Here is a 21127-nt window from a genome sequence, read left to right on the forward strand (position 1 = left end):
TCGGCACTATTGTGTAACATTGATGTTAGATAATTATGCCGAACGGTGCATGTTAATCCGAATTATCGTTTAGAAATCGACATTATATTCGGAATTATTTTTTGTAACGGCTTTCATTATGTCAGGATTAGTTACATTTTCTCGTTGACTCTTGATGAATATAGGCTATACTATCTATATCCAACCAATAACCTATGGTGAAGAACAGGGGAGAAAGACAAAGATGAAATGGACAAGCAAACCGTTCCATGTACTCAGCGTTTCCGCTCTGGCACTGATGCTCGTCGTTAGCGGCTGCGGCTCGAAGAACAACAATTCGGAGAGCAATTCCGGCGGCGCGGCAGCGAACACCGAAAATGCAGGCGCAGGCAGCGATGCCGGCAAGGACTTCAAGATCGGCATGGTCACCGATGGCGGCGGCGTGAACGACAAGTCGTTCAACCAATCCGCATGGGAAGGCCTGCAGCAGCTCACGAAGGACACCGGCGCCGAGGTGAAATACCTCGAGAGCAAGGGCGAGAGCGATTTCGAACCGAACCTGAACCAAATGGTTAAAGCGGGCTACAGCCTGACATGGGGCATCGGCTTCATGATGAACAAAGCGATCACCACGGTCGCCACGCAAAACCCGGAAGCGAAGCTGGCGAGCATCGACAGCGAAGTCTCCGCACCGAACGTCGAGTCCGTCATGTTCGCCGAGAACGAAGGCTCCTTCCTCGTCGGCGTGGTGGCCGGCCTGACGACCAAGACGAACAAAGTCGGCTTTGTCGGCGGCGTCGAGGGCGATCTGATCAAGAAGTTCGAAGCGGGCTTCGCGGCAGGCGTCGCAGCCGTCAACCCGGAAGCCAAAGTCACCGTGCAGTATGTCGGCGACTTCACGAAGCCTGACCTCGGCAAAGCGTCCGCAGCCACGCTGTACAACGACGGCAACGACATCATCTACCATGCTGCCGGCGGCAGCGGCAACGGCGTCTTCACGGAAGCCAAGGACCGCGTCTCCAAAGGCGAAAAAGTATGGGTCATCGGCGTCGACAAGGACCAATCGGTCGAGTTCGGCAACGACATCACGCTGACGTCGATGGTCAAGCGCGTCGACCAGGCGGTGCAGATCGTATCCCAGGCACTGATCGACGGCGACTTCAAAGGCGGCACGACGCGTACGCTGACGCTGAAGGACGGCGCCGTAGGCCTGCCGGAGAACAACCCGAACGTATCCGAAGACATCATGGCTAAAGTCAAGGAATACGAAGCGAAAATCGTGAGCGGAGAAGTTACCGTTCCTGCGAAATAAGACGCGGCTTTTAACGAATAAGACAAGGCCAGCCCCAAAGCCGGCCTTGTTCTTTTTCGCGTAAAGGGCTTGAGGGCAAGGAAAGGAGAGAGAGGCATGGGGCAGCAGCCAATCGTGGCAGAGTTGAAAGGGATTACAAAGCGGTTCCCGGGCATCGTCGCGAATGATACGATCAGCCTCCAGCTGCGCAAAGGGGAGATCCATGCGCTGCTGGGCGAGAACGGAGCGGGCAAGTCGACGCTGATGAACATCCTGTTTGGCCTGTATCAGCCGGACGAGGGCCATATCGAGATCAATGGCCAGCCGGTCGTCATCGACGGCGCGGGCAAGGCGATCGAGCTGCGCATCGGCATGGTCCATCAGCACTTCAAGCTGGTCAAGCCGTTCACCGTCGCAGAAAACATCATTCTCGGCAACGAGCCGACCAAGGGCATCAAGGTGGATATCAAGAGCGCCAACGATCGCGTGCGCCAGCTGTCGGACCAGTACGGCCTGAAGGTCGATCCGCGCGTACGCATCGAGGACATCACCGTCGGCATGCAGCAGCGCGTCGAGATTCTCAAGACGCTGTACCGGGGAGCGGACATCCTGATCTTCGACGAGCCGACGGCCGTGCTGACCGTGCAGGAGATCGAGGAGCTCATCGAGATTCTGCGCGCCCTCGCGCGCGAGGGCAAGTCGATCATCCTCATCACCCATAAGCTCAAGGAGATCATGGCGATCGCCGATACGTGCACGGTCATCCGTCGCGGCAAGGTCGTCGGTTCGGTCGCGGTGAAGGATTCGAGCGAGCGCCAGCTGGCCGAGATGATGGTCGGCCGCTCGGTCAACTTCCAGGTGAGCAAGGAGAAGTCCAAGCCAGGCAAGGCGATCCTTGAGGTGAGCGGACTTACCGTTCAAGGCGAGCATGGCAAAGCGGTCGTCGACGACGTCAGCTTCCAGATCCGCGCCGGAGAAATCTACGGCATCGCAGGCGTCGACGGCAACGGCCAGACGCAGCTCGTCGAGGCGATTACGGGCATGCGCAAGGCCAGCGGCGGCTCGGTGCGCGTCCACGGACAGGAGCTGCTCGGCTCGTCGGTGCGCCAGGTGACCGAGGCAGGCGTCTCGCATATTCCAGAGGATCGTCACAAGCACGGCCTCGTCCTCGACTTTACCGTGAGCGAGAATATGGTTCTCAACAACTATTACCGGGCGCCCTACACGCGCAGCGGCATCCTCAACTACAAGGCGATGGACGACAACGCGACGAAGCTCGCGGCTGAATTCGACGTCCGTATGTCGAGCATTCACACCGAGGCCCGTTCGCTCTCCGGCGGCAACCAGCAAAAGGCGATTATCGCCCGCGAGCTGAAGCGCGATCCGGAGCTGATCATCGCCGTTCAGCCGACGCGGGGCCTGGACGTCGGAGCGATCGAGTTCGTGCATAAGCAGCTGATCGAAGCGCGCAACGCGGGCAAAGCCGTCCTGCTCGTCTCGTTCGAGCTCGAGGAGCTGTACGGCCTGTCCGATCGGCTCGCCGTCATCTATGAAGGCCGCATCATGGGTCAGATGGATGCGGACGAGAAGAACGAGGAGCAGATCGGCCTCATGATGGCGGGCAACGCCTTGGGCGGAGCGCCGTCCGATCCGGCCCTTAGACAGGGGGAGAGCTAAGTGCAAGCATTCAACAAGATCTTCACCAAGCAGGAGACGTACGTGCCGTTCGTCGCCATCGTGCTCGGCCTGCTCGTCGGCGCCATCGTCATGTGGCTCGGGGGCTATAACCCTTGGGAAGCGTACGGAGCGATGCTCGACAAGATTTTCGGCTCCAAGTACGATTTCGGCGAGGCGATCCGCCAGGTCACGCCGCTCATTTTCACCGGCCTCGCAGTCGCCTTCGCGTTCCGCGCCGGCCTGTTCAACATCGGCGCGGAGGGCCAATTCATCACCGGCATGACGGCCGCCACCTGGATCGGCATCAATCTCGACCTGCCGTGGTTCATCCACATGCCGCTCGCCGTCATCGTCGGCGGCATCGCCGGCGCGCTCTGGGCCGGCATCGCCGGCTGGCTGAAGGCTTCGCGCGGCGTCAACGAGGTCATCTCGACGATCATGCTCAACTGGATCGCGTACTACTTCGCCAACTACATGGTGCGCGTCGTCATGGTCGAGCCGGGACAGAACCGCTCCAAGGACATCCAGGAGTCCGCCTCGGCATCGATGGACTGGCTCGTCGGCATCCTCGACAACGCGCGTGTCCACTGGGGCTCGCTGGTCGCGGTGCTGTGCGCGTTCGTCTTCTACTATATCCTGTGGCGCACCCGTCAAGGCTATGAGCTGCGCGCTTCCGGCTTCAATGCGGACGCCGCCCACTATGCCGGCATCAACGTCAAGGGCAGCATCGTCAAGGCGATGATGATCTCCGGCGCGCTCGCCGGCCTCGGCGGCGCGTTCGAGTCGCTCGGCGTCTTCAAGTCCATGGCGGTCATGAACGCCCTGCCGGGCTACGGCTTCGACGGCATCGCCGTCTCGCTGCTCGGCGGCAACAACCCGTTCGGCATCATCTTCGGCGGCCTGCTGTTCGGCTTCCTGAGCTATGGCTCGACGGGCATGAGCTTCGAGGCCGACGTGCCGAACGAGATCATCCGCATCGTTATCGGCGCGGTTATCTTCTTCGTCGCCAGCCACGGCATCGTCAAATGGTTCCTGAAGCCGTTCTTCCGCAAACGGCGCGAAGAAAGGAAGGAGGCGGCCTAGATGGATACGATCGGTCTTCTGCTCAATACGACGCTGGTCTTCTCGACCGCCCTTATCCTCGTCGCGCTCGGCGGCATCTTCTCCGAGCGCTCGGGCGTCGTCAACATCGGCCTCGAGGGCCTGATGATTATCGGCGCCTTCAGCTCCGCCGTCTTCACCTATTACGCTCATGAATGGGGCTTCGGCGGCGGGTCCGCCTGGTTCGGCGTCCTGATGGCGGTCGTGCTCGGCGCGGCATTCTCGCTGCTGCATGCGGTGGCCACCATAACGTTCAAGGCCAACCAGGTCATCATCGGCGTCGTCATCAACATCCTGGCACTCGGCCTGACCGTCTACCTCGTCAAGAGCCTGTTCGAGGGCTCCGGCCAGACGGAGAACCTCTCGGGCATCGCGTTCACCAAGTACAACGTGCCGATCCTGTCGGACATCCCGCTGATCGGTGATGCGCTGTTCAAGGCGTATCCGACGACATACCTGTGCTACCTGCTCGTCTTCGTCAGCTGGTACGCGCTGTACCGCACGCGCTTCGGACTGCGCCTGCGCTCGGTCGGCGAGCATCCGGGCGCGGCCGACACGGTCGGCATCAGCGTCACCAAGTACCGCTACATCGGTGTCCTGCTGAGCGGCGCGCTCGCCGGCCTCGGCGGCGCGACGATCTCGCTGACGACGACGTACGACTTCTCGCATACGACGATCAGCGGACAGGGCTTCATCGCGATCGCGGCCGTCATTTTCGGCCGCTGGCATCCGGTCGGCGCGGCCGCCGCGGCGCTGTTCTTCGGCTTCACGCAGGCGCTCCGCTTCCAAGCGGGCCTGTTCGAATGGTCGAAGTCGATTCCGAACGAGTTCCTGTACATGCTGCCTTACGTGCTGACGCTGCTCGTACTGGCGATCGCCGCTGGCAAGAGCCGGGCTCCGGCCGCAGTCGGCGAGCCCTACGATCCAGGCAAGCGCTGAATAATCGAGCTTCCCGCATTTGCGGGAGAGCTGAAGAATTACTCTCTTCCTCAGCTTCCCGCATTTGCGGGAGAGCCGGAGAACCACTCTCTTCCCCAGCTTCCCGCATTTGCGGGAAGCTTTTTTCTTCCCCTTCAATTTCCTGGGAAATGCTCCCGAAACCGCTCGAGCGGTCGGTTGACAGCCTACCCGCCGAAGTGTACATTAGGTGGTACTGAATCGTCACTTCTTTGTAACATGTGAATCATTTCACTTGCTCGAAACGGCTTCCAAACCCTATGCAAGGGGGACGAACGCCGCATACTATACGGGTCGGACCGAACGCGAGAAGCGGCCGGCGACTCGAAGGACCGAAGGAGAGGAAACGCCGTGGAAGCATTGGCTCTGGAACGCAAGGCAGAGCAAAACCGGGAATTGCGGGAGAGGCTGCTGCAGCTCAAGAAGGAGCGCAACGCGATCATTCTCGCCCACTATTACCAACGGGACGAAATTCAGGAAGTGGCCGATTTCCGCGGAGATTCCTTCCTGCTGGCCCAGAAGGCCGCCGAGACGGATGCGGACACGATCGTATTCTGCGGCGTGCACTTCATGGGAGAGAGCGCGAAGATCCTCGCCCCGAACAAGACGGTCATCATCCCCGACGAGCGCGCCGGCTGCCCGATGGCCGACATGGTCAACGTTGAAGGCCTGCGCAAGCTCAAGGCCCAGCATCCGAACGCCAAGGTCGTCACGTACATCAACTCCTCGGCCGAAATCAAGGCGGAGACCGACATCTGCTGCACGTCGGCCAACGCCGTCAAGGTCGTCAATTCGGTGGAGGGAGACGAGATCATCTGGGTGCCGGACAAAAACCTCGGCCACTACGTCCAGCAAAAAACCGACAAAAAGATGATTATCTGGGAAGGCTACTGCAATACCCATGACATGCTCACCGTGAAGGATGTCGAGGAGATGAAGGCCAACTATCCGAACGCGGAATTTGTCGTCCATCCCGAGTGCCGTCCGGAAGTCGTCGCGCTCGGCGATTTTGTCGGCAGCACGACCGCGATCATCAAATATTGCAAGGAATCGCCGAACAAGGAGTTCATCGTGGGCACCGAGGACGGCACGGGCTACCAGCTTCGCCTGGACAGTCCGGACAAGACGTTCCACTTCGCCACGAAGTACCTCGTCTGCCCGAACATGAAGGTCAACAACCTGAAGAAGCTCGTGCGCTGCCTGGAGAACATGTCTCCGCAGATCTACGTGCCGCCGCAGGTCGCCGACAAAGCCCGCCTGTCCCTGGAGCGCATGCTGCTGGTCAAGTAGCCATGCGCTACTCCCATGTTCGGAGGAGATCGACCTATGGTTCCTAGATATCTGGTGGAGCTCGACCTGGACGCCCTGCCCGTCGTGGAGAAGGATGTCATCGTCATCGGGGCCGGCATTGCCGGCCTATTCACCGCGCTCCGCGCGAGCGAGCGCGGCTCGGTGCTCATGGTCACCAAAAAATCGCTGCTGGACAGCAATACCCGCTATGCCCAGGGGGGCATAGCGGCGGTCATCTCCGACGAGGACAAGCCGGAGTTCCACCTCCAGGATACGCTCGTCGCCGGAGCCGGCCTGAGCGACGAGGACGCCGTCGGCGTCCTCGTGCACGAGGGGCCCAAAGGCATCCGCACGCTCATCAACATGGGCACGCAGTTCGACCGCGAGAACGGCGAGTTCGCCCTGACCAAGGAAGGCGCGCACAGCCAGCGCCGCATCCTGCACGCCAACGGCGACGCCACGGGCTACGAGATCGTGCGCGCGCTGTCCGAGCGAGCGCTGGCGAACAAGGACATCGAGGTGTGGGACGATCACTTCGCGATCGACCTCATCACCCGGGACGGCGAATGCTGCGGCGCGCTCGTGCAGAAGCCGGACGGCAGCCGCGTGTTCGTGCGCGGCAAGGCGACGATCCTCTGCACCGGCGGCACGGGACAGATGTACCGCTATACGACCAACCCCGAGGTGGCGACCGGCGACGGCGTGGCGATGGCTTACCGGGCCGGTGCCTATATCCGGGACATGGAGTTCATCCAGTTCCATCCGACGACGCTCTGCTATCCTGGCGCTCCGCGCTTCCTCATCTCGGAGGCTGTGCGCGGCGAAGGAGCGGTGCTGCGCAACATCCACGGCGAGCGCTTCATGGAGCGCTACCATCTGCAGCTCGAGCTCGCGCCGCGCGATGTCGTCGCCAACGCCATCGTCAGCGAGCTGGAGCAGACCGGGGCGACCTTCGTCTATCTGGACGTCACGCATGAGTCCGAGGAGATGGTGCGCCATCGGTTCCCGACGATCTACGAGACCTGCCTGCAGTACGGGCTCGACCTGACGACGGACTGGATTCCGGTCGCCCCTGCCGCGCATTATACGATGGGCGGCGTGCGCACCGACCTCAACGGGGAAACGAACATCCGCCGGCTGTTCGCCTGCGGCGAGGTGTCCTCGACCGGCGTGCACGGCGCGAACCGGCTCGCCAGCAACTCGCTGTCCGAGGCGATCGTGTTCGGCCGCCGCATCATCCACCGCATCCACGAGCTGCCTCCGCTGGAGGGCGAGGTGCGGGTGCGCGAGGAGCGTGCAGGCCATGACGCCGTATCGCGGCAGGCCGTCGTCGAGAAGCGGCTCAAGCTGCAAAAGGTGATGGTCCGCTACATCGGCCTTCGCCGCAGCGCGGACAGCCTCGCCAAAGGGCTGGCCGAGCTGAAGCGGCAGCTGCCGTTCTTCTCGACGGAGATGACGAAGCGCGAAGATTTCGAATTCGCCAATCTGCTGACGAACGCCCTGCTGACGGCGGAATCCGCTGCAGCGCGAGAAGAGAGCCGCGGCGCGCATTACCGCGTGGACTTCCCTCAGCGGGACGACGAGCATTGGCGCAAGCATACGGTGCTGCATCGAGAGCAGGGCCAGACGGAGGAGAAGATCCATGATGCAGCGATCCGCTGAGCAAGGGCTCGGATGGGAAGGATACGATACGGGACTGCGCGAGAGCATCCGCGGCTGGCTGGCCGAGGACATCGGCACCGGGGACATCACGACGCGCTCGACCATCCCAGCGGACAGCGTGATGAAAGCCGTCATCCATGTCAAGGAGGACGGCATCGTCGCCGGCTTGCCGGTCGCGGAGGCGGTCTTCGGCGTCGTTGATCCGGCGCTTGTCTTTACGGCGCTCGTACAGGACGGAGATGCGGTGGTCAAAGGCACGGTCATCGCCGAGGTCGAGGGCCGCACGCACAGCATCCTGACGGGAGAGCGGCTTGCGCTCAACCTGATGCAGCGGCTGTCGGGCGTGGCGACCAAGACGAAGCAGTTCGTCGATGCGCTGGAGGGCTTGCCGACGCGCCTCGTCGATACGCGCAAGACGACGCCGGGACACCGTCTGCTGGAAAAGTATGCGGTAAGGATCGGAGGCGGCTCGAACCATCGGTTCGGCCTGTACGATGCGGTCATGATCAAGGACAACCATATCAAGGGTGCGGGCGGCATCGCGGCCGCGGTGGCGGCCGCTCGCGCGGCCATTCCGCATACGATGAAGATCGAGGTCGAGACCGAGTCGCTGGCTGAGGTCGGCCAGGCGCTGGACAGCGGCGCCGACATCATCATGCTCGACAACATGGAGCCCGCGCTCATGCGCGAGGCCGTAAGCCTCATTCGCGGCCGTGCGCCTCATGTCGTCATCGAGGCGTCAGGCGGCGTTTCGCTGGATACGGTGCGCGGCATCGCGGAGACCGGGGTGGACGTCATCTCCGTCGGCGGCCTCACCTACTCGTTCCGCTCGCTCGACATCAGCCTGGACCTCGGCGCCAAGAAAGGGAGGGCGTAAGCGTGATCGTCGTTATTGACGTAGGCAATACGAATATCGTGCTCGGCCTCTATCGCGGCAGCGAGCTGCTTCATCACTGGCGGATGAGCACGAACCGCTCCGCGACGAGCGACGAATACGGGATGATGGTGTACAATCTGTTCCACTATGCGGGGATCTCGCTGGACGAGATCCGCGGCGTCGTCATTTCTTCCGTCGTGCCGCCGCTCATGCGCACGCTGGAGCAGCTGTCGACGACCTATCTCCAGCATGCGCCGCTCGTCATCGGACCGGGCATCAAGACCGGGCTGAACATCCGCTACGAGAATCCGCGCGAGGTCGGAGCCGACCGGATCGTCAACTCCGTCGCCGGCATCGAGAAATACGGCACGCCGCTGATCGTGGTCGATTTCGGCACGGCGACGACGTTTGACTACATCGACGAGTCCGGAGCCTACCTTGGCGGAGCGATCGTGCCGGGCATCGGCATCTCTACGGAAGCGTTGTACCAGAAGGCGGCGAAGCTGCCGCGCATCGAGCTGGCCAAGCCGCGCAGCGTCATCGGCCGCAACCCGGTCACGTCGATGCAGGCAGGCATCATTTTCGGCTACGCGGGCCAGGTCGACGGCATCGTGCGGCGCATCCGCAAGGAGTTCCACAACAACCCCCGCGTCGTCGCCACCGGCGGACTCGCCGATCTGATCGCTTCGGAGTCGGAGACGATCGAGCGGGTCGACCATCTGCTGACGCTCGAGGGGCTGCGGCTCATCTACGAACGCAACCAAGACTGACTTTTCTTCGACGCCCCTGTCCCGCGAGGACGGGGCGCCGATTCGTTTTCAGGAGAGAAAATAGAACCGATTCCGGAGGGATACCATGAGCGACACGACGAACGATTACCTGGTGCGCGGAACGGCATGGGGCGGCAAGATCCGCGTCTTCGCTGCTCGCACGACGGAGCTGGTGCGCGAGCTGCAGCGCCGGCACGGCACGTATCCGACCGCATCGGCGGCGCTTGGCCGCACGGCGACGGTCGGCGCGATGATGGGCATCATGCTCAAGGGCGAGGAGAAGCTGACGCTCCAGGTCAAGGGCGACGGCCCGATCGGCGCGATCGTCGTCGATGCCAACGCCCGTGGCGAGGTGCGCGGATACGTCGACAACCCGCAGGCGCATCTGCCTGCCAACGCGCAAGGCAAGCTGGACGTGGCCGGCGTCGTCGGGACGACCGGATACGTGCATGTGACGAAGGATCTCGGGCTCAAGGAGCCGTACCGCGGCAGCGTGCCGATCATTTCGGGCGAGCTTGGCGAGGACTTTACGTATTACTTCGCTTCCTCGGAGCAGACGCCATCGGCGGTCGGAGTCGGCGTGCTCGTGGACGTGGACGGCAGCGTGCTGCACGCCGGAGGCTTCATCATCCAGCTGCTGCCGGGGCTCAGCGATGCGGAGATCACCCGCCTCGAGCATGCGCTCGGCAACCTGCCGCATGTGACGGCGCTGCTCGACCAGGGAGAGACGCCGGAGGAGATTTTGCGCTGGGTCGTCGGCGACGAGCTGACGGTGCATGAGACGCTGCCGGTCGGCTTTGCTTGCTCGTGCAGCGAGGAGCGCGTGGAGCAGACGCTCGTCAGCCTCGGCGAGGCCGAGCTGCGCCAGCTGATCGAGGAGGACGGCCAGGCGGAGGTGCAGTGCCATTTTTGCAATGAAGCGTATGTGTTCGATCGGGAGAAGCTGATGCGGCTGCTGCAGGAAGCGACGTCGGACAGCGGCGAATAGGCGAATCGAGGGAAGCGGAGCATGGGCAGAAACAAGGCGTTGAAAACGATCATCGGCCTCCAGGCCGTCTGCATGATCGTCATGGCCGCGTTCGTGCTGGCGGAGCGCCTGCAGGGCGAGCCGATCCTGGTGCCCGCGCAGGCTCAGGTCGACGAAAGCGTCCAGGGTGAGGACGGCGCGGCAGCCGTCGTGGGCAGCGAGCGGATCACGGAGTCGGAGCTGGGGGCGCGGCTGCGCGATCAGTATGGGGAGAGCGTGCTGCAGACGATGATGATCCGCTCCGCGCTTGACCAGGAAAGCGCCCGAGGCGGGCTGGCCGTGACGGAGGCCGAGATCGAGGCGGAGCTGCAGGCGCAGATGGAAGGCTACGGCGACGAGGAAGGCTTTTACCGGGAGATGGCGAGCCAGTTCGGCCTGAGCCGGGACGAAGTGTATGAGGAAGCGATGTACCGCCTCCTGTTGGAAAAATGGATGACCAAAGGCATCGCCGTCAGCGACGCTCAGGTGGAGGCGTACCTGCAGGAGCATGAAGCGGAGCTGCGGCCCGCCCCGCGCGCCCATCTGCGCTGGATCGTAAGCGCCTCCCGCGACGAGGCCCAAAGCCTGCTCGGCCAGCTGGAGGCCGGCGGAGATTTCGCGGAGCTGGCCCGCATGTACTCGCTCGACGAGGCGACGGCGGAGCTCGGCGGCGATCTCGGCGTCGTCGAGGAGGGCGATCCGTTCCTCGATCCGGGAGCGGCCGCCGCGGCGTCGAGTCTAGCCGAGGGCGAGATCGGCGGGCCGGCGGAGGTAGCCGGCGGATACGCCCTCGTGCAGGTGCTGGAGCGGGAGTCGCCGCTTGCGCTGGACGAGCAGGTGCTCCGCTCCAAGGTGCGGCGCCTCATCGCTCTTGACGAGGCAGGCTCGACCAAGGAGGGGGAGCAGCGGCTGCTGCGCCAATACGGCGCTCGCATCGGCGGCGATGCCTCCCCGCAGCCAGCCCCGTCAGCCAGCGGGTAACGGAACGGCGCTCGAATTCGACAAGCGGCCGTCGAGGCTCTTCATCCCACGCTTGACAAGGGCCGAAAGGCCTTGTTAAGATAGAACCAGCTAATAACCTACCATTTTAGTCGGAATATAGATGAGGAGGCAGTTGGACGATGGCCAGAATTGTGCAGAATGTGACCGAACTGATCGGAGATACTCCGCTTGTCCGCTTGAACCGCTTGGTGCCGGAAGGCAGCGCGGAAGTGTATGTGAAGCTCGAGTACCAGAACCCGGGTTCGAGCGTCAAGGACCGCATCGCGATCAGCATGATCAACGTCGCCGAAGAGCAGGGCCTGATCAAGCCGGGCGTCTCGACGATCGTCGAGCCGACGAGCGGCAACACGGGCATCGGTCTGGCCATGGTCGCAGCGGCCAAGGGCTACCGCTCCGTCCTCGTCATGCCGGAGACGATGAGCCTCGAGCGCCGCAACCTGCTGCGCGCCTACGGCGCGGAGCTCGTGCTGACGCCGGGAGCCGAGGGCATGAACGGCGCCGTCAAGAAGGCCGAGCAGCTCGCGGCGGAGAACGAGGACTACTTCCTGCCGCAGCAGTTCAAGAACCCGGCCAACGTCAAGGTCCACCGCGAGACGACGGGGCCTGAGATCGTCGAAGCGATCAACTCCCTGGACGGCAAGCTCGACGCGTTCGTCGCCGGCATCGGCACGGGCGGCACGATCAGCGGTACGGGAGAAGTGCTGCGCCAGAGCTTCCCCGACATCAAGATCGTCGCCGTCGAGCCATCCGCTTCCCCGCTGCTGTCGGGCGGCAAGCCGGGCGGCCACAAGATCCAGGGCATCGGCGCCAACTTCATTCCGGATATCCTGAACCGCGACATCTACGATGAAGTCATCACGGTCGAGAACGAGGAAGCGTTCGACTACGCTCGCCGCGCCGCCAAGGAAGAAGGCCTGCTCGTCGGCATCAGCTCCGGCGCCGCCATCTCCGCCGCGCTGCAGGTCGCAGCGAAGCTCGGACCGGGCAAGCGCGTCATTGCGGTCGTGCCTTCCAACGGGGAGCGCTACCTGAGCACCGCCCTGTTCAACTTCGAGAACTAATTTTTCTTCCATGGCCGCCGGTCCCTTCCCTCAGGAAGGAGCCGGCGGTTTTTTATGGGAAGGGAAAGCTCGGCAGGACAAGCAAGCAAGTGGCGGCAATAGGCGAGGGCAGTTGAGCCTAGAGGCAAGAGTTGAGACCGAAGAGCGAAGCGGAACCGGTTCCCGATCCGCCTCACGAGCTTTGGTCCAAAAGGGTTGCTTTTGCGCGAGCGACACGATACGATCAGGCGATAGACCGACAAGACAGACCGACAAGGAAGAATGGAAGGCGGGTAACGCAGCGAATGAAGGGGATCATCTGCACGTCGTGGGAGCAGTGGCAGGCATGGCGGATAGACGGAACGGACTACGCGTCGCTGCCGATGCTGGCGCGTATGGACCTGCCGTACGGCGAGGCGCTGCCGGCATCGTGGGAGGCGGCGTGGCAGGAACAGGAGCCGTACTCCATCCTGCTCGAAAGCGGCAAGACGGGCCGCTACACGTATCTGGGCAGGCAGCCGGCCGCGGTGCTGCGGGCCAAGGGCAGCGAGGCGCAGGTGTGGACGCGCGCCGCAGCCGGCGGCTATGAGCCGTCGCAGACCATCGCTGCGAATCCGCTGGAAGCGGTGCGGCGCTGGTTGGAAGGGCGCCGCGCCCCCCGTATCGCCGACGGACCCAAGTTCGCGGGAGGCATCGCCGGCTACTGGAGCTACGACGTCGCGCGCTCGATCGAGCGGCTTCCGGAGCTGGCGACGGACGACCTGGAGCTGCCCGAAGCGCTGTTCCTGCAGCTGGACGAGCTGTGGATCCACGACCGCGAGCAGAGCTGCATCTACGCCGCCGTGCAGGCATCCCTGGCAGCGGAGGCAGACGAACGCTCGGAGGCTGTCGGCGCAGCCTTCCTCAGGTCCGCGTATGACGCGGCTGCGGCGCGTGCGCTGGAGCTGCTGGAGCAGTGGACGGCCTGGGCTTCGTCGCCGTCCGCCCTGGAGCGGACCGGCTCCCGGAAGGAGCTGCTGGAGCGGACGGAGACAGGCGGCGCACTGCCGTTTCCGGACGTTCCCGCAGATGCCGGCAGCCCTTTTCCGCAGGAGCGGTACAAGGATGCGGTGCGTGCCATCCAGCGCTACATCGCGGCGGGCGACGTGTTCCAGGTGAACCTGTCTCTGCGCCAGCAGAAGCGTACGCAAGCCTCGCCGGAAGAGCTGTACGAATGGCTGCGCCTCATCAACCCCTCCCCGTACATGGGCCTGCTGCGGACGCCGGAATTCCAGCTCGTCTCCGCTTCGCCGGAGCTGCTCGTCGAGCTCGCGGACGGCAAGCTGTATACGCGGCCGATCGCCGGCACCCGCCGCCGCGGACGCACGCCGGAGGAGGACGCCGAGCTGGAGCTCGAGCTGCGCACGAACGAAAAGGAAACGGCCGAGCATATCATGCTCGTCGACCTGGAGCGCAACGATCTCGGCCGGGTGTCGCGCTACGGCACCGTGCGCGTCGAGGAGCTGATGGTCGTAGAACGCTACTCCCATGTGATGCATCTCGTCTCGCAGGTGAACGGGGAGCTCGTGCCGGGACTGGACGCGTTCGACGTCATCTCCGCCGTCTTCCCCGGAGGCACGATCACCGGCGCGCCCAAGATCCGCACGATGGAGATCATCGAGGAGCTCGAGCCGGTGCGCCGCGGGCCGTATACCGGATCGATGGGCTGGATTGACTACAGCGGGGATATGGAATTTAATATTATTATCCGCACGATGGCGGTCAAGGACCGCGTCGCGCACATCCAAGCGGGCGCCGGCATCGTGATCGATTCCGATCCCGAGCGGGAATACCGCGAATCGATCAGCAAGGCCAAGGCGCTCTGGCGCGCCTTCCACTACGCCGCCCTGCACGGGCCGGCACCAATCGACAGGGGGATGGAAGCATGATCCTGGTCATCGACAATTACGACTCCTTTACGTACAACCTGGTGCAGTACCTGGGAGAGCTCGAGCAAGACATCGTCGTCAAGCGCAATGACGAGATCACGCTGGACGAGATCGCGGAGCTTGCGCCGGACCATATCCTCATCTCCCCGGGTCCATGCACCCCCAACGAGGCGGGCATCAGCCTCGCGCTGATCGATCGGTTCAAGGGCGAGATTCCGATTCTGGGCGTCTGCCTGGGCCATCAGGCGATCGGACAGGCGTTCGGCGGCGAAGTCGTGCGCGCGGAACGGCTCATGCACGGCAAGACGTCCCCGATCCATCATGGAGGCAAAGGCGTGTTCCGGGACCTGCCGTCCCCGTTCACGGCGACCCGCTACCATTCCCTCATCGTGCGCCGCGAGACGCTGCCGGACGAGCTGGAGATCACGGCCGAGACGGCCGAGGGCGAGATCATGGGACTGCGCCACAAGCGCTACCCGATAGAGGGCGTGCAGTTCCATCCCGAGTCGATCATCACCGAGAACGGCCTTTCCATGCTGCGCAGCTTCCTGACCGAGAAGACCCCGGCTTCGAAATGAAGATCGCTTATAACGGAGCCGTGGTAAGCGCCGCAGATGCCCGCATCTCGGCGTTCGACCACGGCTTTTTGTATGGCATGGGCCTGTTCGAGACGTTCCGCACTTACGGCGGCAAGCCCTATCTGCTGGAGCGGCATCTGCGGCGCCTCGCCGACGGCTGCCGCGAGCTGCGCATCCGGTACGTGCCGGACGCGCAGCGGCTGGCGGTGCTGATCCGCCGGACGGCGGAAGCCAACGGGCTGCAGGGCGACGCTTACGTCCGGCTGACCGTCTCCGCCGGAGACGGCGGTCTCGGCTTGCCGGCGGCCGATTACGAGGCGCCGCAGGAGATCGTCATGGTCAAGCCGCTGCCGCCGGCAGCGCCGCTCTTGTACGACCAAGGCCGGGAGCTGCGCCTGCTGCGCACTCCGCGCAACACGCCCGAGCTCGCCATGCGGCTGAAGTCGCTTCATTATATGAACAACATTGCCGCCAAGCGTGAGCTCGCGGATGCGGACGCGGCACCGGGAGCCGAGGGTCTGATGCGGACCGCGGACGGCTGGCTCGCGGAAGGTATCGTCAGCAATCTCTTTTTTGCGGCAGGTGGTGAAGTCCGCACGCCCTCGCTCGATACGGGCATCCTGGCCGGCATCACCCGGGAGCGGGTGATCGAGCTGGCGCAGGACGCCGGCTATCCCGTCCGCGAAGGGCGCTGGAGCTGGGAAGAACTGCTTGCGGCGGAGGAAGTCTGGACGACGAATTCGGTGCAGGAGCTCGTGCCGGTCACGACGCTCGCCGGCCTGGACGGGAAGCTCGCCTCTCCGCGCGCCGGACGCGCTGCCGGTCCGATCGTCCGCGAGCTGCTGGAGCGGTACCGGGCGGATGCCGGATCGCCTGGCTGACGCCGAAGCCGGCCCGCGCACCAACAGAAGCCGCGATCGGCGGCGGAGGAGGTTATGCCATTGTACAAAAGACAACTGGAGCATGACGTTCCCGAGCGGAGCTACGAATGGACGGACGGGACGAGGCTTTCCGTCGGGCGGCGTACGCTCGTCATGGGCATCCTCAACGCGACGCCGGATTCGTTCTCGGACGGGGGGCGTCACCACGAGGGCGATGCGGCGCTGGAGCATGCCCGGCTCATGCGGGAGCAGGGCGCCGACCTGATCGACGTCGGCGGCGAGTCGACGCGGCCGGGCTTCACGCCGGTGCCGCTCGAGGAGGAGATCCGCCGCGTCGTGCCGCTGATCCGGCGCCTGCGGACGGAGCTTCCGGAGCTGCCGCTCTCGATCGATACGTACAAGCCTGCGACGGCGCGGGCGGCGCTCGAGGCCGGAGCCCATATCCTCAACGATATCTGGGGGCTGCGCCAAGACCCGGAGATGGCGCGGGTGGCGGCGGCGTTCGACTGCCCGGTCATCCTCAGCCACAACCGCGAGGCTCGCGACTATCGCGATCTGGTGCCGGACGTGATCGCCGATCTGCAGCGGAGCGTCGAGCTCGCGCTGGCCGCCGGCGTGCGGGAGCGGAACGTCTGGCTCGATCCCGGCATCGGCTTCGCCAAGACGCATGAGGACAACCTCGAGCTGATGGGCCGGCTGTCGGAGCTGTCGGAGCTCGGCTATCCGGTGCTGCTCGGCACGTCGCGCAAGCGGTTCATCCGCGATACGCTCGGCCTGCCCGTGGACGAGCTCGCCGAGGGCACGGCGGCGACGGTCGCGCTCGGCATCGCCCAAGGCTGCCAGATCGTGCGCGTGCACGATGTCGGAGCGATCAAGCGGACGGCCGTGATGATGGACGCCATGGTTTACGAAGGGATGGGACGGTAATCGGATGGATACAATGACACTTACTGGCATGCGGTTTTTCGGTTATCATGGCGTATTTCCGGAGGAGAACAAGCTCGGCCAGCAGTTCCGTGTCGATCTCAGCCTCAAGCTGGACCTGGAGCAAGCCGCTCGGACCGACGAGCTGGAGCACTCGATCAACTACGCCGAGCTGCACGCGGCGACCAAGCAGATCGTGGAAGGAACGCCGTTCAAGCTGATCGAGGCGCTGGCCGGGCGTATTGCAACGGTGCTGCTGGACACTTATACTGGCATTAACGAATTGACCGTTCGCGTCACCAAGCCCAATCCTCCGTTCGAGATTTTCTTTGACGGAGTCGTCGTCGAACTGGTCCGAAAGCGGGATGAGCATGGACAAATCGTTCCCGCTTAGCGGGCCTGCCGCCGAGGCTTCGCTCGCGACGGCTCACATCGCTTATATCGCGCTCGGCTCCAATCTCGGAAACCGGAGCGGGATGCTGTTGCGAGCGCTGCGGCTGCTCGACGCCTCGGACGGAATCGACGTCGCGGACGTTTCGGATGCGTACGAGACCGATCCGGTCGGCTATGCCGACCAGCCGGCGTTTCTCAACATGGCGGCCCGGCTGTCGACGACGCTCGATCCACAGGCGCTGCTGCGGCGGATGCTGGAGCTGGAGCTCGCGCTCGGCCGGGTACGGGAATTCCGCAACGGTCCGCGCGTCATCGACCTCGATCTGCTTTTATACGCCGATGCCCGTATCCATACCGCCGAGCTCGAGCTTCCCCATCCGCGGATGCTGGAGCGGGCGTTCGTGATGGCGCCTCTGGCGGAGGTGCTGGAGCGGGATCACCCCCTTCTGGAACGGGCCGAGGCGATGGCCGAGGCGTCATTACGGGAAGGAAAGGAAGGCATTGCCCGATGGAACACGATCAACTGGCGCAGCGGGTCCGCGCCTTCCGAAAGCTGAAGGGCTTCACGCAGCAAGAGCTCGCCGACAAGCTGGACATCTCGGTCGCCGTGCTCGGCTCGCTCGAGCGCGGCACGCGCAAGCCCGAGCCGAAGCTGCTCGCGCGCATCGCCGACTCGCTCGGCGTCGATTACGAAGAGTTGACGGCCGCGGCCAGCGGCGGTCTGCGATAGAAAAGAGGTTGGCAACATGCTCAAGATAGGCGATATTCAAATGAAGAACAACGTCGTGCTCGCCCCGATGGCCGGAGTGTGCAATCCGGCGTTCCGCCTGATCGCCAAGGAATTCGGAACCGGACTCGTCTGCGCGGAAATGGTCAGCGACAAGGCGATCGTGCACGGCAACAAGCGCACGCGCGAAATGCTGTTCGTGGATGAGCGCGAAAAGCCGCTCAGCCTGCAGATTTTCGGAGGAGACCGCGATTCCCTCGTGCAAGCGGCGAAGGTCGTCGACAAGGAGACCAACGCGGACATCATCGACATCAACATGGGCTGCCCGGTGCCCAAAGTGACCAAATGCGACGCCGGCGCGCGCTGGCTGCTCGACCCGAACAAAATCTACGACATGGTCAGCGCCGTCGTCGACGCCGTCGAGAAGCCGGTCACGGTCAAGATGCGCATCGGCTGGGACAGCGAGCATATCTTCGTCGTGGACAACGCGCTCGCCGTCGAGCGCGCGGGCGGCAAGGCGGTCAGCGTGCACGGCCGGACGCGCGAGCAGCTCTACACCGGACATGCGGACTGGAGCTATATCCGCCAGGTCAAGGAAGCGGTCGGTATCCCGGTCATCGGCAACGGCGACGTGAACACGCCGGAGGATGCCAAGCGCATGATCGCCGAGACCGGATGCGACGGCGTCATGATCGGACGCGCGGCGCTCGGCAACCCGTGGATGCTGTATCGCACGATTCATTACCTCACCCATGACGAGCTGCTGCCCGAGCCCAATGCCGAGGAGAAGATGGAGATCGCCATCCTTCACATGGACCGGCTCATCGCCCTCAAGGGCGAGGCGGTCGCCGTCCGCGAGATGCGCAAGCATCTGGCCTGGTACCTCAAGGGACTCAAGGGCGCGGCCCGCATCAAGGACCACATCATGGAAGAAACGAGCCGGGACGTTATGGTCCGCATTCTCGAGAGCTACATCGAATCTCTCCGTCAGGAAGAGGCGTCGGCGGCGGTCTGATCGCCGGCCTTTCGAATCCGGAGCCCGTTCAGGCATCCGCGAGCCCTCCGAGCTACAGAGGCGTCGCGGATGCTTTTTGCTTGGATGAGCGCTGCGCATGGGCGTTATGCGCTTGCATTGACACGCCGGGAGCAATTGCATATAATCTTGCAATATAATCCTGCACCGACTGTTCTTGGGGCCGTCCGGCGCGCGTTTGCGGCCCGGCTACCCCTTTCATGATCTGCAAGATCCATAGCAGGGTGCCAAGCAAATACGCCACGACAGGAGAATCGGCAATGAGCGACAAAGAAGTGATTCTGACTCAGGACGGACTCAAGAGGCTTGAAGAGGAACTGGAGAATCTCAAATCGGTCAAGCGCCGCGAAGTGGCCGAGCGGATCAAAGTCGCGATTGGATACGGCGATATCAGTGAGAACTCCGAGTATGAAGATGCCAAAAATGAGCAAGCTTTCATTGAAGGCCGCATCATTACGCTGGAAAAGATGCTCCGCAACGCGCGCATCATCAACAACGAGGACATCGGCGTCGACACGGTCAGCGTCGGCTCGATCGTGACGGTCGAGGACCTGGAGCTTGGCGACACGATGGAATACACGATCGTCGGGACGGCCGAGTCCGATCCGCTTCAGAACAAGATTTCCAACGAGAGTCCGCTCGGTCGGGCGATTCTCGGCAAGAAGAAGGGGACGACCGTCGAGGTAAGCGTTCCGGCGGGCGCGATTCAGTACCGTATCGTAGACATCAAGAAATAAGCGGCCCCTACAACCGATCGGCAAGCACAAGCTTCCTAACTGATAGGGAGCTTTTTTATGGATAAGGGCAACGACAAGGAGATGAATGGGATTGAATCAGGAAAACAGCACGGTGGAAATAGAGGAGCAGGATCTCAGCGAGCTGCTGCGCATTCGGCGGGCGAAGCTCGATGAGCTGCGCGATCTAGGGATCGACCCGTTCGGCGCGAAATTCGAGCGCAGCACGACCGCAGGAGCGATCGCCTCCGCCTATGGTGAATTGACCAAGGATGAGCTGGAGGAAAAGGCCGTTCAAGTCAGCCTGGCCGGCCGCATCATGCAAAAGCGCGGAATGGGCAAGGCCGCGTTCGCCCATATCCAGGACCTGACCGGACGGATCCAAATCTATGTGCGCCAGGATACGGTCGAAGCGACCCAGTACCAGGCGTTCGACCTGCTCGACATCGGCGACATCGTCGGCGTGAGCGGCACCGTGTTCAAGACCAAGACGGGCGAGATTTCGGTCAAAGCCGCGGAAGTCACCGTGCTCAGCAAATCGCTGCTTCCTCTGCCGGACAAGTTCCATGGCCTCAAGGACGTGGAGCAGCGCTACCGCCAGCGGTATGTCGACCTGATTACGAACCCGGACGTCCAGCAGACGTTCATCCTGCGGTCCCGCATCATCCAGTCGATGCGGCGCTATCTCGATTCCCTCGGCTACCTTGAGGTAGAGACGCCGACGCTCCATGCGATCGCAGGCGGCGCGGCGGCTCGTCCGTTCATCACGCATCACAATGCGCTCGACATGCAGCTGTACATGCGGATCGCGATCGAGCTGCATCTCAAGCGGCTGATCGTCGGCGGTCTCGAAAAAGTCTACGAGATCGGCCGCGTCTACCGCAACGAAGGCATGAGCACGCGCCACAACCCGGAGTTCACGATGATCGAGCTGTATGAGGCTTATGCCGACTACAAGGACATCATGTCGCTGACCGAGAACCTGATTGCCCATATCGCGCAAGAGGTGCACGGCAAGACGGTCATCGAGTACCAAGGCCAGCAGGTCGATCTGACCGTTCCATGGCGACGTGTCTCCATGATGGAGCTGATCCGGGAGGCGACAGGCGTCGACTTCACCGAGCCGCTTTCTTTGGAGGATGCCCAGCGTCTGGCCAAGGAGCATAAGGTCGCGATCGAGCCGCATATGACGTACGGTCATATCGTCAACGCCTTCTTCGAGCAGTTCGTCGAGCATACGCTCATCCAGCCTACGTTCGTAACAGGCCATCCGGTCG

Annotated in this window: 21 protein-coding genes (1 of these 21 cut by a window edge); all 21 read left to right on the forward strand. The window is 63.2% G+C overall.

Features of this window, described 5'->3' with window-relative positions:
- Positions 1 to 223: 223 nt before the first annotated feature.
- Positions 224 to 1291, forward strand: coding sequence for a BMP family lipoprotein (locus tag HGI30_RS00440; RefSeq protein ID WP_168905911.1), 1068 nt, complete (start codon positions 224 to 226; stop codon positions 1289 to 1291).
- A gap of 96 nt (positions 1292 to 1387) precedes the next feature.
- Entirely contained in the window at positions 1388 to 2947 is a 1560-nt protein-coding gene (locus HGI30_RS00445; RefSeq protein WP_168905912.1) for an ABC transporter ATP-binding protein, read from the forward strand.
- Positions 2948 to 4030, forward strand: coding sequence for an ABC transporter permease (locus HGI30_RS00450; protein ID WP_235680268.1), 1083 nt, complete (start codon positions 2948 to 2950; stop codon positions 4028 to 4030).
- Positions 4031 to 4987: an ABC transporter permease gene (locus HGI30_RS00455; protein ID WP_168905913.1), complete on the forward strand. Its 957-nt coding sequence runs from the start codon at positions 4031 to 4033 to the stop codon at positions 4985 to 4987.
- A gap of 369 nt (positions 4988 to 5356) precedes the next feature.
- Positions 5357 to 6295: a quinolinate synthase NadA gene (nadA, locus tag HGI30_RS00460; protein WP_168905914.1), complete on the forward strand. Its 939-nt coding sequence runs from the start codon at positions 5357 to 5359 to the stop codon at positions 6293 to 6295.
- A 36-nt stretch (positions 6296 to 6331) separates the two neighbouring features.
- A complete protein-coding gene (nadB, locus tag HGI30_RS00465) occupies positions 6332 to 7957 on the forward strand; it encodes an L-aspartate oxidase (protein WP_168905915.1) in 1626 nt (541 codons plus the stop codon).
- Positions 7941 to 8834 carry a carboxylating nicotinate-nucleotide diphosphorylase gene (nadC, locus tag HGI30_RS00470; protein WP_168909641.1) on the forward strand — a complete coding sequence of 298 codons (894 nt, stop codon included), beginning with the start codon at positions 7941 to 7943 and terminating at the stop codon, positions 8832 to 8834. The genes nadB and nadC overlap by 17 nt, the downstream gene beginning before the upstream one ends.
- 2 nt (positions 8835 to 8836) lie before the next feature.
- Positions 8837 to 9604 (forward strand): type III pantothenate kinase, encoded by a 768-nt coding sequence (locus HGI30_RS00475; protein ID WP_168905916.1) that lies wholly within the window; start codon positions 8837 to 8839, stop codon positions 9602 to 9604.
- 85 nt (positions 9605 to 9689) lie between these two features.
- Positions 9690 to 10592 (forward strand): Hsp33 family molecular chaperone HslO, encoded by a 903-nt coding sequence (gene hslO, locus HGI30_RS00480; RefSeq protein WP_168905917.1) that lies wholly within the window; start codon positions 9690 to 9692, stop codon positions 10590 to 10592.
- 21 nt (positions 10593 to 10613) lie between these two features.
- Complete coding sequence (locus HGI30_RS00485) at positions 10614 to 11591, forward strand: peptidylprolyl isomerase (RefSeq protein ID WP_168905918.1); 978 nt, start codon at positions 10614 to 10616, stop codon at positions 11589 to 11591.
- Positions 11592 to 11731: 140 nt separating this feature from the next.
- A complete protein-coding gene (gene cysK, locus HGI30_RS00490) occupies positions 11732 to 12673 on the forward strand; it encodes a cysteine synthase A (protein WP_168905919.1) in 942 nt (313 codons plus the stop codon).
- Between the two features lie 284 nt (positions 12674 to 12957).
- Entirely contained in the window at positions 12958 to 14580 is a 1623-nt protein-coding gene (locus HGI30_RS00495; RefSeq protein WP_328805210.1) for an anthranilate synthase component I family protein, read from the forward strand.
- Positions 14577 to 15158, forward strand: coding sequence for an aminodeoxychorismate/anthranilate synthase component II (gene pabA / locus HGI30_RS00500; RefSeq protein ID WP_168905920.1), 582 nt, complete (start codon positions 14577 to 14579; stop codon positions 15156 to 15158). Before HGI30_RS00495 ends, pabA begins: the two co-directional genes overlap by 4 nt.
- Positions 15155 to 16039 carry an aminotransferase class IV gene (locus tag HGI30_RS00505; RefSeq protein ID WP_168905921.1) on the forward strand — a complete coding sequence of 295 codons (885 nt, stop codon included), beginning with the start codon at positions 15155 to 15157 and terminating at the stop codon, positions 16037 to 16039. The genes pabA and HGI30_RS00505 overlap by 4 nt, the downstream gene beginning before the upstream one ends.
- Positions 16040 to 16099: 60 nt before the next feature.
- A complete protein-coding gene (gene folP / locus HGI30_RS00510) occupies positions 16100 to 16966 on the forward strand; it encodes a dihydropteroate synthase (RefSeq protein WP_235680270.1) in 867 nt (288 codons plus the stop codon).
- A 4-nt stretch (positions 16967 to 16970) separates the two neighbouring features.
- On the forward strand, positions 16971 to 17357 hold the full coding sequence (gene folB / locus HGI30_RS00515; RefSeq protein WP_168905923.1) for a dihydroneopterin aldolase: 387 nt from the start codon (positions 16971 to 16973) through the stop codon (positions 17355 to 17357).
- On the forward strand, positions 17335 to 17913 hold the full coding sequence (gene folK, locus HGI30_RS00520; protein WP_168905924.1) for a 2-amino-4-hydroxy-6-hydroxymethyldihydropteridine diphosphokinase: 579 nt from the start codon (positions 17335 to 17337) through the stop codon (positions 17911 to 17913). The genes folB and folK overlap by 23 nt, the downstream gene beginning before the upstream one ends.
- Positions 17865 to 18086, forward strand: coding sequence for a helix-turn-helix domain-containing protein (locus HGI30_RS00525; protein ID WP_168905925.1), 222 nt, complete (start codon positions 17865 to 17867; stop codon positions 18084 to 18086). The genes folK and HGI30_RS00525 overlap by 49 nt, the downstream gene beginning before the upstream one ends.
- A 16-nt stretch (positions 18087 to 18102) precedes the next feature.
- Complete coding sequence (gene dusB / locus HGI30_RS00530) at positions 18103 to 19098, forward strand: tRNA dihydrouridine synthase DusB (RefSeq protein WP_168905926.1); 996 nt, start codon at positions 18103 to 18105, stop codon at positions 19096 to 19098.
- A gap of 278 nt (positions 19099 to 19376) precedes the next feature.
- Entirely contained in the window at positions 19377 to 19853 is a 477-nt protein-coding gene (gene greA / locus HGI30_RS00535; protein WP_028598315.1) for a transcription elongation factor GreA, read from the forward strand.
- Between the two features lie 91 nt (positions 19854 to 19944).
- Positions 19945 to 21127, forward strand: partial view of a lysine--tRNA ligase gene (gene lysS, locus HGI30_RS00540; protein WP_168905927.1) — the 5' portion only. 329 nt of this gene lie beyond the right edge of the window; the window shows 1183 of its 1512 coding nt (coding positions 1-1183); it begins with the start codon at positions 19945 to 19947; the stop codon falls past the right edge of the window.

It is taken from the genome of Paenibacillus albicereus (assembly GCF_012676905.1).
Lineage (GTDB): Bacteria > Bacillota > Bacilli > Paenibacillales > Paenibacillaceae > Paenibacillus_O > Paenibacillus_O albicereus.

Excerpts from the sequence above, each read along its gene's own strand:
- cysK (WP_168905919.1), top strand. The coding sequence starts at position 11,732 with ATGGCCAGAATTGTGCAGAATGTGACCGAACTGATCGGAGATACTCCG.
- HGI30_RS00485 (WP_168905918.1), top strand. The coding sequence starts at position 10,614 with ATGGGCAGAAACAAGGCGTTGAAAACGATCATCGGCCTCCAGGCCGTC.
- greA (WP_028598315.1), top strand. The coding sequence starts at position 19,377 with ATGAGCGACAAAGAAGTGATTCTGACTCAGGACGGACTCAAGAGGCTT.
- dusB (WP_168905926.1), top strand. The coding sequence starts at position 18,103 with ATGCTCAAGATAGGCGATATTCAAATGAAGAACAACGTCGTGCTCGCC.
- HGI30_RS00455 (WP_168905913.1), top strand. The coding sequence starts at position 4,031 with ATGGATACGATCGGTCTTCTGCTCAATACGACGCTGGTCTTCTCGACC.
- folB (WP_168905923.1), top strand. The coding sequence starts at position 16,971 with ATGGATACAATGACACTTACTGGCATGCGGTTTTTCGGTTATCATGGC.
- HGI30_RS00525 (WP_168905925.1), top strand. The coding sequence starts at position 17,865 with ATGGAACACGATCAACTGGCGCAGCGGGTCCGCGCCTTCCGAAAGCTG.
- HGI30_RS00505 (WP_168905921.1), top strand. The coding sequence starts at position 15,155 with ATGAAGATCGCTTATAACGGAGCCGTGGTAAGCGCCGCAGATGCCCGC.
- nadB (WP_168905915.1), top strand. The coding sequence starts at position 6,332 with ATGGTTCCTAGATATCTGGTGGAGCTCGACCTGGACGCCCTGCCCGTC.
- hslO (WP_168905917.1), top strand. The coding sequence starts at position 9,690 with ATGAGCGACACGACGAACGATTACCTGGTGCGCGGAACGGCATGGGGC.
- nadC (WP_168909641.1), top strand. The coding sequence starts at position 7,941 with ATGCAGCGATCCGCTGAGCAAGGGCTCGGATGGGAAGGATACGATACG.
- HGI30_RS00495 (WP_328805210.1), top strand. The coding sequence starts at position 12,958 with ATGAAGGGGATCATCTGCACGTCGTGGGAGCAGTGGCAGGCATGGCGG.
- pabA (WP_168905920.1), top strand. The coding sequence starts at position 14,577 with ATGATCCTGGTCATCGACAATTACGACTCCTTTACGTACAACCTGGTG.
- folK (WP_168905924.1), top strand. The coding sequence starts at position 17,335 with ATGGACAAATCGTTCCCGCTTAGCGGGCCTGCCGCCGAGGCTTCGCTC.
- HGI30_RS00445 (WP_168905912.1), top strand. The coding sequence starts at position 1,388 with ATGGGGCAGCAGCCAATCGTGGCAGAGTTGAAAGGGATTACAAAGCGG.
- HGI30_RS00440 (WP_168905911.1), top strand. The coding sequence starts at position 224 with ATGAAATGGACAAGCAAACCGTTCCATGTACTCAGCGTTTCCGCTCTG.